At 66.0% G+C, this 15,371-nt stretch carries 9 protein-coding genes and 1 pseudogene; 7 read left to right on the forward strand and 3 right to left on the reverse strand.

Annotated features, from left to right (window positions below; all coding sequences use genetic code 11):
• Positions 1 to 236: 236 nt before the first annotated feature.
• Both ACFY1L_RS46875 and ACFY1L_RS46880 read right to left on the reverse strand, forming a co-directional pair.
• The gene (locus ACFY1L_RS46875; protein ID WP_388839914.1) at positions 237 to 1,238 is read right to left on the reverse strand and encodes a LacI family DNA-binding transcriptional regulator; all 1,002 of its coding nucleotides are present in this window, start codon (positions 1,236 to 1,238) and stop codon (positions 237 to 239) included.
• 90 nt (positions 1,239 to 1,328) lie between these two features.
• On the reverse strand, positions 1,329 to 2,846 hold the full coding sequence (locus ACFY1L_RS46880; protein WP_388839917.1) for an alpha-N-arabinofuranosidase: 1,518 nt from the start codon (positions 2,844 to 2,846) through the stop codon (positions 1,329 to 1,331).
• A gap of 737 nt (positions 2,847 to 3,583) precedes the next feature.
• Here ACFY1L_RS46880 and ACFY1L_RS46885 point away from each other — a divergent pair.
• The 7 genes from ACFY1L_RS46885 to ACFY1L_RS46915 all read left to right on the forward strand — a co-directional run bounded on the left by ACFY1L_RS46885 (position 3,584) and on the right by ACFY1L_RS46915 (position 15,163).
• On the forward strand, positions 3,584 to 4,930 hold the full coding sequence (locus ACFY1L_RS46885; protein WP_388839920.1) for an extracellular solute-binding protein: 1,347 nt from the start codon (positions 3,584 to 3,586) through the stop codon (positions 4,928 to 4,930).
• Positions 4,927 to 5,958 (forward strand): carbohydrate ABC transporter permease, encoded by a 1,032-nt coding sequence (locus ACFY1L_RS46890; protein ID WP_388839923.1) that lies wholly within the window; start codon positions 4,927 to 4,929, stop codon positions 5,956 to 5,958. Before ACFY1L_RS46885 ends, ACFY1L_RS46890 begins: the two co-directional genes overlap by 4 nt.
• The gene (locus ACFY1L_RS46895) at positions 5,958 to 6,779 is read left to right on the forward strand and encodes a carbohydrate ABC transporter permease (RefSeq protein ID WP_388839926.1); all 822 of its coding nucleotides are present in this window, start codon (positions 5,958 to 5,960) and stop codon (positions 6,777 to 6,779) included. The genes ACFY1L_RS46890 and ACFY1L_RS46895 overlap by 1 nt, the downstream gene beginning before the upstream one ends.
• Positions 6,780 to 7,394: 615 nt before the next feature.
• On the forward strand, positions 7,395 to 8,624 hold the full coding sequence (locus tag ACFY1L_RS46900) for an alpha-L-fucosidase (RefSeq protein ID WP_388839929.1): 1,230 nt from the start codon (positions 7,395 to 7,397) through the stop codon (positions 8,622 to 8,624).
• Between the two features lie 69 nt (positions 8,625 to 8,693).
• A complete protein-coding gene (locus tag ACFY1L_RS46905) occupies positions 8,694 to 10,019 on the forward strand; it encodes an alpha-L-fucosidase (RefSeq protein WP_388839932.1) in 1,326 nt (441 codons plus the stop codon).
• A gap of 245 nt (positions 10,020 to 10,264) precedes the next feature.
• Positions 10,265 to 14,215 carry a LamG-like jellyroll fold domain-containing protein gene (locus ACFY1L_RS46910; protein ID WP_388839935.1) on the forward strand — a complete coding sequence of 1,317 codons (3,951 nt, stop codon included), beginning with the start codon at positions 10,265 to 10,267 and terminating at the stop codon, positions 14,213 to 14,215.
• A 144-nt stretch (positions 14,216 to 14,359) separates the two neighbouring features.
• Positions 14,360 to 15,163, forward strand: a complete 804-nt coding sequence (locus ACFY1L_RS46915; RefSeq protein ID WP_388839938.1) for an NAD-dependent epimerase/dehydratase family protein — start codon at positions 14,360 to 14,362, stop codon at positions 15,161 to 15,163.
• A 75-nt stretch (positions 15,164 to 15,238) separates the two neighbouring features.
• On the opposite strand, the pseudogene ACFY1L_RS46920 reads toward ACFY1L_RS46915, so the two are convergent.
• Positions 15,239 to 15,331, reverse strand: a pseudogene (locus ACFY1L_RS46920) (IS5/IS1182 family transposase); the annotation flags it as partial.
• Positions 15,332 to 15,371 lie beyond the last annotated feature (40 nt).

The raw sequence follows: 15,371 nt of genomic DNA on the forward strand, positions 1-15,371 counted from the left end.
GGGGGTGTTCCTCGGGCCGGACGGTGGTGCGGAACGAGGAGGGGCGAGTGAGTCAGCGACGGGCCCGGGGCCGGGCAGGTGTCGACGCGGGTAAGGGCCAGGGGGCTCACGCGGCTCTGCAGCTGTCACGCGGTGGCTGACCGGGCTCCGAGGTGCAGTGGCGACAGGAGTAGCGCAGGATCCCCTGACCATTGGTACGGCCAGGTTCCCCGCATGCGTCGCTCGGTAGGGTGAGTTCAGCCGCCCGTCGACTCCCGGATCACCAGCGAGAAGTCGCCGACGGCCTCCGCGTGACCGGCCGGCGGCTCGGTCTGTTCGATGCGCCTGATGAGCAGGTCGATCGCGCGCTCGGCCATGGCGTCGTGGTCCGGATCGACGGTGGAGAGCGACGGGACGAGGAACCTGCTCTCCTTGACGTTGTCGAAGCCGATCACCTTGACCTGGTCGGGGACCCGTATCCGGGCGTCGGCAAGGCCCCGCAGCACGCCCATGGCCACGGAGTCGTTCACGCAGAACACGCCGTCGAAGTCGAGCCCGCTCTCCACCATCTCCCGGACGCGTTCAGCACCCTCGGGCATGTCGGGCCTTGCGACCTGCTGGATCAGGGCGGGGTCGGACGGCAGGCCGGCGTCGTGCAATGCCTGCCGGTAGCCCGTGAGCCGGAGGCTGGAGGTGTCGACCTCGTCCACCGCCCCGCACAGGATCGCGATGCGGCGGCAGCCCCGCTCGATCAGGTGGCGGGTGGCCGCCCGGGAGGCGTCGAGGTTGGGCATGGCGACGTGGTCCACGGGCCCGTCGAAGATGCGGTCGCCGAGAATGACCACCGGGTGGTCCACCCTGAGCCGCTCGGCGTCGGCCTGTCCCAGGCCGGCGGCGCTGAGGATGAGCCCGTCGTAGAGCCGGTTGCGCGACAGGGACAGCGCGTCCAGTTCGTTCTCCCTGTTGCCGGTCTGCTCGATGCTCACCCGGAGCTTGCGACGCTCGGCCGCGGTGATGATGGCGGACGCCAGCCGCCCGTAATAGGGGCTGTTCACATCGGGAACGGCCAGCCCGATGGTTCCGGTGCGGCCCTTCGCCAGATTGCGGGCCGCGACGTTGACGCGGTAGTCGAGACGGGCCATGGCCTCCAGGACCTTCTCCCGAGTCGAACTTCGCACATGGGGATGGTTGTTGATGACGTTCGAGACGGTCATCGGTGAGACCCCTGCCGCCTTCGCGACATCCTGAAGCGTTGCCATGTGCGCCCCCTTTCTGTGAGTCCCGTGACGGTTTCCCCCGAGTATGTCGATCGGCGTTGCGAAGGGGGCGGAATGGGTGGATGCCCACGGTCAGACCAGCACGGCCTGGAGGGTGACGAAGGAGTGCGGCGGCAGGGTCAGGCTCAGGCCCCGGTCGGTGACGGTCACGGCGTCGAACGGGCGCGGGGCGACCGCCGCCGGGTCCTGGGGGGTGTTGTGGGCCTGCGGCTTGTCGGCTGCCAGCAGGCGGGCGACCGGGTCGCCGATGGTGCCGCCGCGCAGGTCGAGCGCCACCTCGGCGGGTTCCTCGGCGTCAAGGTTGGACAGGGAGACCAGGACCGTGCCGTCCTTGACACTGGCCGAGACGGACAGCGTGTCCAGGTCGGTGTCTCCCACGCGCCGGCGGGCGCCGTCCGCGTTCAGGTGCACGGCGAGCGAAGAGGCGTCCTGGTGGCCCTTGTTCATCTCGAACACGTGGTAGGTCGGGGTCAGGACCAGCGCGTCACCGTCCGTGAGCAGCATGGCCTGCAGGACGTTGACGGTCTGCGCGATGTTGGCCATGTACAGACGGGCCGCGTGCTTGTGGAAGATGTCGAAGTGGGTGGAGGCGACGAGCGCGTCGCGCAGGCTGTTCTGCTGGAACAGGAACCCCGGGTTGGTGCCCGGCTCCACGTCCCACCAGGTGCCCCACTCGTCCAGGACCAGGCCGACCTTCCGGCCGGGGTCGTAGACGTCCATCACGGTGGAATGACCTGTGAGGATGCGGTCGACCCTGCGGGCCTGGACCATCGTCCGGTAGTAGTCGTCGGTGTCGAAGACGGTGGCGCTGCCCTTCGCCTCCCAGGGGCCGGCCAGCGTGTAGTAGTGGACCGAGATGCCCTGGAAGAAGTTGCGCGGGGTGGCCTCGCAGCCGAAGCAGCTGATCTGCTGCATCAGCGTCTCGGTCCACTTGTAGTCGTCGCCGTTGGCGCCCGCGGCGATGCGGTAGAGCTTGTTGTCGCCGTGGTCACGGCAGTACGTGGAGTACTGCCGGGCCAGGTCGGCGAAATACTCGGCGCGCATGTTGCCGCCGCAGCCCCATGCCTCGTTGCCGATGCCCCAGAACTGCACGCGCCACGGCTCGTCGCGCCCGTTGGCCTTGCGCAGCCTGACCATGGGGCTGTCGCCGTCGCGGGTGAGGTACTCGACCCACTCGCTCATCTCCCGCACCGTGCCGGAGCCGACGTTGCCGCTGATGTACGGCTCGGCGCCGAGCAGCTCGCACAGGGCCATGAACTCGTGGGTGCCGAAGTGGTTGTTCTCCTCGACGTCGCCCCAGTGCGTGTTGACCATGCTGGGTCGCTGGTCGCGGGGGCCGATGCCGTCCTTCCAGTGGTACTCGTCGGCGAAACAGCCGCCGGGCCAGCGCAGGTTGGGGATGTCCAGGGCACGCAGGGCCTGGACGACGTCGAGCCGGATGCCTCCTTCGTTGGGGATCGGTGAGTCCTCCCCGACCCAGAAGCCGCCGTAGATGCAGCGACCGAGGTGCTCGGCGAAGTGGCCGTAGAGATGGCGGCTGATTCTCGGTCCCTCGATGTCGAGGTTGATGACCGCGGTGGCGTTGGGCACGGACGTACTCCTGCGTATCGGGCTGATGGCGTGAGAGATGCGTTCGGGGCGTTGGCGGGCAGCGGCGGGACAGGGGGTTCCGGGGTTCGCAAGCAGGGGTGGTGCGGCGTTACCGGCTCATGGTCGCCTCGCTTGAGGTGTTATGGCACCGTTCCAAGCAGTTTCTTGTAGCGCTACAAGAAAGTGACATCGTGGCGCCGGGAGTGTCAAGGGTGTTACGTCAGGTAGTCCGACCGCGGTGCCGCGGGATTACCCGGAGGAACATCCGGACCTCTTGACACTGCCTGGCGGACCGCCTTACGGTTCGCCGCAGTTTTCCGCATCCGGTTTGCACGGGTGGGGGCGTTGCGGGGCGTGACGCCACACCGTCGACGAACCGGTGCACAAGCCGTCCGCACTCGTCAGCGCATGCCGACGGCATCCGCTGACGAGTGAGCTGCGCGGTGAAGCGCTGCGGGAGATCCCCGCGGTCGCCACTGGTGGTGTCGCCGCCTGCCTTCCTCTGACGGATCTGAGCGCACGACCATCAGGGGGCGACAGCTACCACCTCCGAGCCGGACTGGCCACTGGGCTCGGCAATCGGTCGGTCGCCGGCCCGCCTCGCTCAGCGGCCATGCGCCATGGCTGACTGCGGCACCGCGTTTCCCTCCCCCCTTCTCTTCGTGTCTTCTGGCGCGACGGCGCCGGTCTTTTGCGCGACTCACATCCACGACGTATCGCACGAAAGGATTACAAGCATGCCCATTTCACCCTCAGGGGCACTCGACAGACGCCGTTTCCTCGCCGTCTCCGCCGGTGCCGCGCTGGCCGCCGCAGCCCTCCCCGGATGTGCCGCCTCGGTGGACGACGGAGGCGGCTCCGCCGGCGACGGGAAGACGACGCTCACCATCATGACGGTGGACAACGAGATCGACGTCAAGGCCGCCCAGAAGGCGCTCGGAATGAAGATCAACGTCATCCGCCGGGACGACATCAAGCTCAACGCCATGCTGGCCAGCAAGAACCCGCCGGACGTGGTGCGCGGCGTCGGTGCGTTGGAGACGCCGTACTTCGCGGCGCGCGGACTGATGACCGAGCTGGACTCCTACTTCGCCAAGAGCACGGTGCTCAAGCCGTCCGACCTCGACCCGGTCAACGACCTCTGGCGTTTCGACGGCAAGGAGCAGGGTGCGGGCCCCCGCTACGGCATGGCGAAGGACTACTCCCAGGACGGCATGTTCTGGTACCGCACCGACATGTTCGACGTCGCCAAGCTGGACCACCCCAGCGAGACCCAGCCGCTGTCCTTCGACGAGTGGCTGGACATGGGGAAGCGGTTGACGCAGCGCAGGCTCGGCAAGGTCAAGGTGTACGGGCTCAGCGCCACCGGCCTGGGCAACTTCGCCTCGCTGATGAACATGACCGCGTCGGCCGGTGGCAGTCTGTTCGCCGAGGACCTGGCGTCGGTCGACTTCTCGTCGCCCGAGGCGCTCAAGGCACTGAACTGGTACCTGGAGTATGCGCGGGCCAACGTCGGTCCGAGCGTGAGCAACCCCAATCCGGACGGGTGGGACTGGCCCGCGTACCAGGCCGACCGGATGGCGATGGCCTGTGACGGCTACTGGTTCGGCGGACTCATAGGCGGCGACGCCAAGTCGGCCGAGGTGTCGCGTCTGGCTCCGGCGCCCCAGATGGGAGGCGGCAAGCGTCTCAGCCCGTGCTTCGGCGCCGCCGGGTACTGGATTCCCAAGGAGGCCAAGAACAAGGACGCCGCCTGGAAGTTCTTCGAGTGGTTCTTCGGCGGCAAGCCCGCGCAGGACCGGGCCACCGGCGGCGTGGGCATCCCCACCCTGAAGTCGTTGCGCCCGAAGATGCCGCAGGCCACAACCTTGCAGAAGCAGGCCTTCAAGGTGCAGCAGCAGGAACTTCCGTACTTCTCGGTGCTGACCTTCACTCCGTACGTCCAGCTGGCCGCTCTGGAGGGGGTGATCAACAAGGTGCTGCCCGGCGCCGTCAAGTCCGGCACCTCCGCCGGCAAGGTCGCCGACCAGCTGAACTCGCAGATGAACGCCCAGATCGCTCAAGGCAAGGAGCACGTGGGGTGAGCACCGGTCAGCTCGCCGGCCGCAGCAGCCAGCAGTCGCGCGTGTCGTCCCCGGCATCGGGGACGACACGCCGGTCCACGCGCAAACGGCTCTCGCTCAGGCAGCGCAGGGCCGCAGCCTTCTACGTCTTCGTCGGCCCGTGGGTACTGGGCTTCCTGGCTCTGACCGCCTACCCACTCGGGTACGCGCTGTGGCTGAGCCTCACCAACTCCGACGGGCTCTCCGACCGCTCCCGCTTCGTCGGACTGGCCAACTACAGAGAGGTCTTCACCGACCCGGACACCATGGCCTCCCTCGGGCGCACCGCGCTGTTCACCGGCATCACGGTGCCGCTGTCGATCGTGGCGGGGCTTGTGCTGGCGGTGCTGGTCAACCAGCCGATCCGCGCCCGCGGACTGTTCCGCACGTTGCTGTACCTGCCCGCTGTCGTCCCGCCGGTCGGCGCGGCCCTCACCTTCAAGCTGATCTTCGACCGGGACTCCGGGGCGGCGAACGGCATCCTGGACATCTTCCGCATCAACGGCGTGCCATGGCTGACGGATCCCTACGCCCGCTGGGTACTGATCATGCTGACGATGTGGGCGGTCGGCAACGTCATGATCATCTCGCTGGCCGGCCTGCAGGACATACCCAAAGAGCTGCACGAGGCCGCACGTGTCGACGGGGCCGGCCCCTGGCAGTCCTTCACTCGCATCACCCTGCCGCTCCTCTCCCCGGTGATCTTCTTCCAGGTCGTCACCGGGATCATCGCGGCACTGCAGAGTTTCGCACCGCTGCTGATAGCCCTGGACTCCTCCCCGCAGGGGGTGGCGCGCGTCCCGGACAGCAACAACCTGTTCATCATCAGCGTCTTCGCCCAGTACTTCGCCAACGGGCGCTACGGCTATGCCTCGGCCATGCTGTGGGTGCTCTTCGCGATCATCAGCGTCGTCACCTTCCTCGTCTTCAGGCTGAGCAGGGGCGCGGTCTTCTACTCCCTGGAGCCGGAGCCGGCGAAGACGAAGCCCCGGACGATCGGAGGGTCGTGATGGTGTTCACCCGGCGCAGTGCCGTCTACATGGTCCTGGTGGCACTCCTTGTTCTCTTCCTCAGCCCCTTCGGGTGGCTCCTGATCACCGCCCTGAAGGACCCGTCGGAGCTGCGCGCCTTCCCTGTCCACTGGTGGCCGCACCACCCGAGCCTGGGGAACTTCAAGGAGGCCCTGACCTTCTTCGACTACCTCGGCTACGTCCGCAACTCGCTGACGATCTCGGTGATCTACGCGGGGCTGGTCACGCTCGCCTCGGCCTGGGCCGGGTTCGGCTTCGCCCGGCTCGACGCACCCGGGAAGCGGGTGATCTTCGGTGTGATGCTGTCGACGCTGATGCTGCCGCAGGTCATCACTCTCGTGCCGACCTATCTGCTGTTCGGCAAGATCGGCCTGCTCAACACCTACATGCCGTGGGTGCTGTGGGGTCTGTGCGGTGCGCCGTATCTGATCTTCCTGTTCCGGCAGTTCTTCGCCAACATGCCCAAGGAACTGGAGGAAGCGGCGATCATCGACGGCTGCGGGCAGATCCGCATCTTCTGGCGGATCTTTCTGCCCCAGTCGTGGCCGGTCATCGCCACCAGCCTCATCCTGTCCTTCACCTGGGCCTGGGGTGACTACCTGGCGCCCGCGCTGCTGCTGGACACCAACCGCACCACCCTGGCGGTCAAGCTCGCCACCGGCTACGTCAACGCACAGGGCACACCGCTCACCAACCTCGTCGCCGCCGGCGCCGTGATGTACGTCCTGCCCGTGCTCGCGCTCTTCCTGATCCTGCAGCGCGGCTTCGTCGCGGGTATCGCGACCTCCGGGCTCAAGTAAGGACGCCCTGCGCGCCACCGGGCCACTCGGTGCCCGAGGGCACGTGGGTGACGTCGCGGCCACCGGCAGCGAGGGTCCGGCAACACAGACGTCTGGCTCACCCGCGCACCTCATGACGATGCCTCAGCGAACCAGGAGTCACCCGTGCTTTCTCCCGACCGACAGCTGATCATCGGCGCAGCAGAGTCCCAGCCGTGGACGGAAGGAGGCCGATATCCGTTTCCGCCACACCCCGGTGCAGCTGCCCCGGACCCCCATGATGGCCGTCCTCCGGCCGGCCGACGCCTCCGGGCTGCCCGCCGTGGCCCGGGCACCGGGGCCACCGGAGCGCAGACCCGGGACGCGCTCGCGGCGGGGGCGCGGTTCGGCCGGCCTCCTCAACGAGCCACGTCCCAGCCCGCACAGTCCTTGGACGTCCGTGCCTTCACTGCTCAGCGCGAACCAACGCGCTGCTTTGTCCTGCCTCTTCAGAAGTCTTGGTGTGCGGCGGGCGAGACGACGCTGACCGTCATGACCAACCAGCAATCCACCACGAGCGGCATCCAGCGCACCGCAGCCGCCACGCGGCAGCGGGAACGCAGCCCACTCCCCCACCACTGATCAAGGGACACAGCCGTGCGCCAAGAACGCCTCAAGAACTTCAACGACGCCCGGTTCGGGATGTTCATCCACTGGGGTCTGTACGCCATCCCCGGCAGGGGCGAATGGGTTCGATATCAAGAAGACATTCCGCCCGCCGAGTACGCGAAACTCGCCGAGCAGTTCAATCCCCGCCACTACGACCCCCGGGCCTGGGCGCGCATCGCCCGTGAAGCCGGAATGCGCTACATGGTCCTGACCGCCAAACACCACGACGGCTTCTGCCTGTTCGACAGCGAATACACCGACTTCACCTCGGTGCGCACCGCAGCCCGGCGCGACTTCGTCGCCGAGTACCTCGACGCCTGCCGGGCCGAAGGCCTCATGGCCGGGCTGTACTTCAGCGTCAAGGACTGGAGCATCCCGGCCTACTTCCGCGGCCCGGAAGCCGACCCGTCCGGCTGGCGGGAGTGCGTCGACCGGTTCCACCAGCAGACCCTGGAGCTGATGAGCAACTACGGCCCCATCGACATCCTGTTCTACGACTGCGCGGACGACGCGGACTTCCGCGGGGGATGGGGGGAGCGCACAGCCGAGGTGTGGGACTCGGAAGCTCTCAACGCGAAGGTCCGCCAACTGCAACCCGGCATCCTCATCAACGACCGCTCCGGCCTCCCCGAGGACTACGCCACACCCGAGCAGACCGTGCCCATGGAGGTGCCCGACGACACACGCGTGTACGAATCCTGCGTCACCATGAACGACAACTGGGGATACGCCATCGGAGACGGAAACTGGAAGAGCACTGACCTGCTGATCCGGCAGCTGATCGCCTGCGCCGCTCGCGGCAGCAACTACCTGCTCAACGTCGGCCCCGACCCGGACGGCGTCATCCCCGCCCCGTCCGTCGAGCGGCTGCGCGAGATGGGCGGCTGGCTCAGCACGTACGGTGAGGCCGTATACGGTACGGAACGCCTCTTGCCGAACTACTTCGACTTCCACTCCACCGGCCGCATCACGACCAAGGGCAGCCAGGCCTTTCTGACGCTCGACCAGTGGAGCGCCACCGGCGAAATCGTCATAGCGCAACTCGCGAACGAGGTGCTGGCAGCACGCCTGCTGCCCGCCGGTGAGGAGCTCTCCGTCCACCGCGAGGGACGTCGGGTCGTCATCACAGGCCTGCCTGTCCACCCACCGGCACGCTACGTCAACGTCGTGGAACTCGATCTCGACGGCCCCGCACGGCCTCAATACCACTCCCATTGACCTCCATGTGTTCGGCAGGTAGGACCGGAAGTTCTCTCGTGAATCAATCCGATATCGGGAGCCTGTAACGTGAGCGATTTCCCTCAGAGCGGTCGGCCGGTCCCCACGTGGTTCACCGACGCCAAGTTCGGCATCTTCCTCCACTGGGGCGCGTACTCGGTGCCGGCGTGGGCGGAGCCCACCGGCGAGCTCGGCGTCGTCGACCCCGACGTCTGGTTCAGGCACAACCCGTACGCCGAGTGGTACTGGAACACCATCCGGATCGAGGGCAGCCCCGCCCAGGAACACCATCGCACCGTGCACGGCGGACGCCCCTACGACGAGTTCCTCGACGCCTGGAAGGCCGAGGTCTTCGACCCCGCGGACTGGGTGGACCTGTTCGCCCGGGCGGGTGCGCGCTACGTCGTCCCCACGACCAAGCACCACGACGGAATAGCCCTGTGGAACGCGCCGGGCACCGGCACCCGCAACACCGTCCACCGCGGTCCACGCCGCGATCTGATCGCCGACCTCGCCGCCGCCGTCCGGGCCCGCGACCTGCGGTTCGGCGTGTACTACTCCGGCGGCATCGACTGGTATGCCGGCCGCCGGGACCCCGTTCTCCACGCGGACCGGATGGACGACGGGCGGCCTCACGAGGCCGCATACGCCGCCTACGCGCACCGGCACGTCCTCGACCTGATCGACCGCCATCGCCCGGACGTGCTGTGGAACGACATGGGCTGGCCCCGAGCGGGCCGCCCCGACCTGCCGGGGCTCTTCTCCCACTACTACGCCGCCGTGCCGGAAGGCGTGGTGAACGACCGCTGGGACAGCGCTCACGCCGACTACCTGACCACCGAGTACGAGGCAGGCCGGGCCAACGAGCGGGCCGCCTGCTGGGAGAACTGCCGGGGAATCGGATTCTCCTTCGGCTACAGCCAAGTCGAAGGCCCCGAACACCTGCTGGACCCGGCGGGCGCCGTCCGGCTGCTGGTCGATGTCGTCTCACGCGGCGGGAACCTGCTGCTCAACGTCGGCCCGAAGGCCGACGGCACACTCCCGCCGGAGCAACGCGCCGTCCTGGAGGGCATGGCGTCCTGGATGGCATGCCATGCCGGTGCTGTGCACGCGACGCGGCCGCCCGAACCCGGTGACGTCGAGCCGCACGACGACGCTCCATGGGTCCGGTGGACCCGCGACGAGCACCATGCCTACGCCTTCGTGGCCGACGTCCCTGACACGGCCGGCGGACGTGTCGTCCTGAAGACGCGGCAGGGCCTGCTGGATCCGGCCACGGCGGAACGTCTGGACGGCCATCCCGTCGAGGCGGAAGCCGCCCCGGAGGGCGTCCACGTCACGTCCGGCGGCCTCGGTACGGCGCTACCCGTCGCGATCCGCTTCGCCCTCCGGTGAAGTCAAGTCGGGTTCCTCACCCTGGATTTCACGCCCGGTAGCGAGATCACACACGCACCTTCGCCAGCCGGAGCGGATCAGGCCACAACGGAAACCGACCTGTTCGACGCGGCGGGCATCGGCCACGCCGGAGGCCTGGGCGTACGCCTGGGCGCTGACGGCACCCACCACTCGGAGCAGGTCTCGGTCACGTGCGCGAAAAATCCCACGTTTCAGCGATCCAACAATGATGATGGAGCTCACTGATGCATAACGATCCTCTTGGGGCAAGGCCCAGGGTGGCACAGCCGGCGTTTCTTCTCGCGCTCGTGCTCGTGCTCATGTCTCTGATGCTGAGCTTTCCGGCCGCCGCGCACGCCACGACGACCTTGACCACGTATCCGGCCCCCTCGGGCGTCGCCTTGAACACGGCGTACACGGTGAAGGTGCGCGTCCCCGGTGGCACATGGCAGGACTTGGACGAGTATTCGACGAAGGTCGATCACCAACATCCGCACAATGTCTCGTTCGTCTACTTCGATACAGACGGCCCGGTAGACATTTCCGTGACACTGAACAGTGGTGCGATCACCTCCGCAGTGATTCGCCCCACGAATCAGGGCATCACACCCACGATCAGTGGCAGCACGATGACCTTCTCCATGTCCGGACCGATGAAGCTGTCGGCACTGATCAACGGCGACGACTATAACACGCTGGACATCTTCGCCAATCCGACCGAAGTCAATCCGCCCAGTCCGACCGACCCGAATGTCATCTACGTCGGGCCGGGGTACTACACACGCGACTACGTGGTCCCCAGTGGCAAGACGCTCTACATCGCCGGGGGCGCCGCCATCAAGGGTGAGATCTTTCTCGACAACACCACGAACTCCAAGGTGATTGGGCGAGGAGTCATCGATCGCCCGTCCGCTCGGGCGATCTCGGCCAACTACGCCAACCAAGTCACGATCGACGGCGTCATCATAAACGACTACGGCATCGGTAATAACGGTGGGAATGCAATCGGCCTCGCCGACACGACGAACGTGACCATCAACAACGTGAAGGCGTACAGCGGCAACAAGTGGGGCGACGGCGTTGACCTTTTCAATGCCAGCAATGTCTCCATCAACGACATCTTCATGCGTACGTCCGACGATTCGATTGCCGTTTACGGTTCAAGACCGGGCGGAGGCATCTATCAGGGAAACCACTCCAACAACATCAGCGTCACGAATTCGATCCTGACGCCCGACACGGCTCATCCCATCAACATCGGGACGCACGGCGACCCCTCGTTGCCGGGCGGCGGCGGCTCGATCGAGTCGCTCAGTTTCTCCAACATCGACATCTGGGACTATCACCAAGCATTGGGCATCTCTGTCACGGCCAGTGACGGAACGGTCGTGTCGGACGTGTCGTTCACCGACATACGGATCGATGACAACGCCCCGGGCAAGATCGCCGATGTTCTGACGTTCAAAAATCCGGGCTACGGGCTGGGGCCGGGGCGCGGCGTGAACAACGTCTACTTCAAGAACGTGAGCTACACGGGTTCGAACGCGAACGCGAATCAGATCTACGGCAACAGCGCCAGTCGCCTGACTCAAGACGTGACGTTCGAGAACCTGAGAGTAAACGGGAGCGTCATCACCAGCGCGAGCGCCGGCAACTTCAGCGTCGGCAGCTACACCAACAACGTCAACTTCATCGCCACGGGCGGCTCGGTACCCGCACCCGTGTCCATACCTCACTACACGTCGACGAACGTCGCGCTGAACAAGCCGGCGAGCACCGACAGCGCGCAGACGGCGAATCCCGCCTCCGGAGGCAATGACGCCGCCACGGCGACGAGATGGACTGCCAATGACGGGAGTCCCGGGCACTGGTGGGCCGTGGATCTCGGCTCGAACATGAACATCACCGGGGGAACCCGGGTGATGTGGGCCGGAAGCGGCGCCTATCAGTACAAGATCGAGACCTCCCTCGATGGTACCAACTGGACTCTGAAGTCGGACAGGACCGCCAACACCGATACCACGCAGACTCAGAACGACCTGTTCTATGACGTGGCGCGATATGTTCGCATCACGGTTGTCGGAATGCCCAGCGGCGCTTCCGCGAGCTTCAACGACTTCAAGGTCCTGGGCGAACCCGTCAATCTCGCGCTGGGAAAGTCCGCAAGCGCGGACAGCACGAAGACCGGGCTTTCGGTGTCCAATGGAAACGATGGCAATCCGACCACGCTCTGGAGCGCGAACGACGGGAGCACAGGACATTCCTTCAAAGTCGACTTGGGGAACGTCAAGAACATCACCTACGGTACGCAGGTTGCGTGGCCGGCCGGCGGTGCGGCGTACCAGTACAAGATCGAAACCTCGAGCGACAACAGCACCTGGGTGCTGAAGGTCGACAGGACTGCCAACACGGATACGTCGCAAGTCCAGAACGATGTGTTCGCTGCCTCGGCGAGGTACGTGCGGATCACGATCACGGGCCTCCCGAGCAGTGCATGGGCGAGCTTCTACGATTTCAAGATCTTCGGCGACCCGGTGAACCTGGCTCTCGGTAAGAACGCCACTTCCGACAGCGAACAGGCAGGCAGTCCCGCGGGCAATGCGAACGACACCAGCATTTCCACCGGTTGGAGTGCCGACGACGCAGCGACGGGCCACTGGTGGGAGGTGGACCTGGGGCGCAGCATGAACATCACGGGCGGCACCCAAGTGATGTGGGGAACGGGAGGCGCGCCTTACAAATACAAGATCGAAACGTCCAGTGACAACACCAACTGGACCACGAAGGTCGACAAGACCAACTCCGACAACAGCGGGGGCGCGCAACTGCAGGCCGACCACTTCACGGCGAACGCGGAGTTCGTCAGGATCACCGTAACGGGAATGCCGAGCGGTGCCCGAGCCGCTTTCTACGATGTCAAGATCATCGGCGACACCGGGGACACCGCCACCATGGCCCTGCTCCCGTTCGACGAGGCCACCGGAACCACGGCCTACGACGCATCGAGCAACGGGTGGAACGGCACGCTGGTCAATGGCGCGAGTCACGTGGCGGGCAAGAGCGGTAACGCCGTGGACCTCAACGGCAGTAGTCAGTACGTCGCCCTGCCGAATGGTGTCGTGGCCACGGACGACTCCGTCACCGTCGCCGCCTGGGTCAACCTGGACACCGTGAGCAACTGGATGCGGATCTTCGACTTCGGATCGGGCACCGCGACCAACATGTTCCTCACTCCGCAGAACGGCGCGAATGGCAAGATCCGGTTCGCGATCAAGAACAATGGCTCGAGTGAGCAGGTGATCGACGGGCAGTCGGCGTTGCCGACCGGGAGCTGGCATCAAGTCGCGGTCACACTCAGCGGATCGACCGGCAACCTCTACGTCGACGGTGTACAGGTCGGCAGCAACACCGGGATGACGTTCAAGCCCTCCACCCTGGGCGTGACCACTCAGGACTGGATCGGCCGGTCCCAATACAACGATCCCTATCTCGACGGGAAGATCGACGACTTCCGTATTTACAATCGCGCCCTGACCGCTTCGGAAGTCGGGCATGTCATGACCGGGCTCACCGCGCTGCCGTCCGCCGAGGTCCCGTTCAACGAGTCGAGCGGAACGACGGCGAACGATGTGTCCGGCAACGGCTGGAACGGCACGTTGACGGGTGGCGCCACGTTCGTGGCCGGCAAGAAGGGGAATGCCGTCGACCTGAGCGGGTCGAGCCAGTACGTCGCATTGCCGACGGGGGCGATCTCCGGTGACAAGGCAATCACTGTCGCAGCCTGGGTGAATCTGGACTCGGCCGCTACGTGGGCACGAATCTTCGATTTCGGTTCCGGAACGTCTCAGTACATGTTCCTGACGGCGAAGAATGGGACCAACGGTTTCATCCGGTTCGGAATCAAGAACGGGGGAAGCGAGCAGGATGTCGATGGAACGGCCGCATTGCCGACAGGTGGATGGCACCACGTGGCCGTGACGCTGGATGGCGCTACTGGAACGCTCTATGTCGATGGCGCCAAGGTGGGCAGTGGCAACATCAACATCAAGCCATCGGATCTCGGAACCGACACCCAGAACTATCTCGGACGATCGCAGTTCTCCTCCGATCCGTACCTCGACGGAAGAATCGATGAGTTCCGCATCTACAACCGTGCGTTGACCGCCGCGGAGGTGGCCGTCGTGATGAACGAGTAAAGGTTGTCCCGTATGGCAATGGGCCTCGTTGCAAGTCCCCACCTCCTGTTGGCTTCCCACCCGTTGGGCGTCGTGACTGGCGATGAGAGGATCACTGTCTGTCCGGATCAGGGCGTTGCTGAGGTCGAACGGCGGAGGTGTGCAGTGGGGCTGGGAACAGTGGTCGTCACCGGGGCAGCAGGGAACATCGGCTCGGTCGTGCGCCGGGCGTTGCGCAGTGAGGTGAGCCGCCTGGTCTTGCTCGACCGCGTTCCGCTCCAGACCGAGGCCGCGAACGAGGTGGTCCATAGCGTCGATCTTCGGGACGCGGCCGCCGTCGAGGCTGCGCTCGCGGGTGCGAACGCCGTGCTCCATCTGGGCGGCTTGCCGGACGAGGCACCGCTTGAGCATCTGCTGGACGCCAATGTGCTGGGTACCCACCATGTCCTGGAAGCTGCCCGCCGTGCGGCGATTCCACGGGTAGTGCTGGCCAGCAGCAACCGCGTGACCGGTTTCTATCCCACGGCCCATCGCACTGGCCCACTGGAGCCGGTGCGCCCCGACGGCCTGTACGGGGTGAGTAAGGCGGCTATCGAGGCCCTGGGGCGGCTGTATGCGGACAAGTTCGATGTTTCCGTGATCTGCCTGCGTATCGGCAGCTTCGAGGAGACGCCCACCGAGCCGCGCCACCTGGCGACCTGGCTCAGCCCGCGTGATGCCGTCGGCTTCTGCCGCGCCGCGCTTACCGCCCCGCTCTCCACGCGCTTTGCCACGGTGTACGCCGTCTCTGCCAACACCCGCCGCTTCTGGGAACTCCCCGCGGAATCCGAACTGGCCTACACGCCCATCGACAACGCCGAAACACATGCGTCGCACATCACTGACGCCGATGTCTTTGCCGATCCCGAAGCCCCGCAGGCCGGCCCGTATGCCCTGCCCGAGTTCACGTTGAAACACATCCGGCCCTGACTCGCCCTTGGCCCGCTGCCCGGGCGTTCCGGTGCTCTCCGATGTGAGGAGCCAACGCGAACAATGGGGCGTGAGTCATCCGGTGAGGGCGAGGTTGTGCAGGCGGGCGATGCCGTGCATCGCGTGGTGCACGCCGTCGCCTCGTAGGCGGCAGTCGCGGAGGATCTGACTCGAAAACAGCCGAGTGAGGGCAGGGCCGATTGCCCTG

It is taken from the genome of Streptomyces sp. NPDC001663, assembly GCF_042893105.1.
GTDB lineage: Bacteria > Actinomycetota > Actinomycetes > Streptomycetales > Streptomycetaceae > Streptomyces.